Here is a 765-nt window from a genome sequence, read left to right as displayed (position 1 = left end):
AGCAGCGACGGCAGCCGATACTGCAAACCAAGCGTCTGATAATACTCAGACGGGTCGTGAAGTTGTGATGAAGGCGAAAGAAGTGATCAGCCGTCTTGCTGACGATGTGGAAACGACAAACATTGTTGTGACACAGCTTGCTTCTACAACGAAAGATATCGGCTCTATCCTTGGTGTAATCCGCGATATCTCTGAGCAAACAAACTTGTTGGCACTGAACGCAGCGATTGAAGCAGCACGCGCAGGTGAGCAAGGTCGAGGCTTTGCGGTAGTTGCAGATGAAGTTCGTAACCTAGCGTCGCGCACTGCCGATTCAACGGAAGAGATTCAACGTATGATCAACCAGCTTCAAAGTGATGCTCAGGATGCAGTAAGCGCGATGGAAGCTGGCAAAGCGGTCACATTTGAGGGTGTGGCTTCGACGGATGAAGCGGTAGAAGTGCTGGTGAATATCTCTGAGCGCATTACGGATATCTCCGATCGAAACACGCAAGTTGCGACGGCAACGGAAGAGCAATCTACCGTGGTTCATACGATCAATCAGAATATTGAAGAAATCAACGCAATCAACGAGATGACAACTGCAACGGCGGAAGAGTTGGCTGGCGCAAGCCGCGATCTTCAAGAGCTTTCATCTCGCCTAGATAAGATGGTTGGTAGCTTCAAGTTATAGAGTTGGATAGAATAGAAGAAGTTGAACAGTTTAATGACTATATTTAGGTAAGTACTATGAACGACTTCGAAAAAGAACTAGCGCAGATTTCT

The 765-nt window shown here is 47.5% G+C and carries 1 protein-coding gene; it reads left to right on the top strand.

What is annotated here, in order from left to right; all coding sequences use genetic code 11:
• A partial coding sequence (locus R7093_RS25150) for a methyl-accepting chemotaxis protein (protein ID WP_318147008.1) occupies positions 1 to 673 on the top strand: 673 nt, incomplete at its 5' end.
• Positions 674 to 765: the final 92 nt, after the last annotated feature.

Source organism: Vibrio sp. 1580, from assembly GCF_033340055.1.
This window is presented reverse-complemented; position numbering and strand designations above follow the sequence as displayed.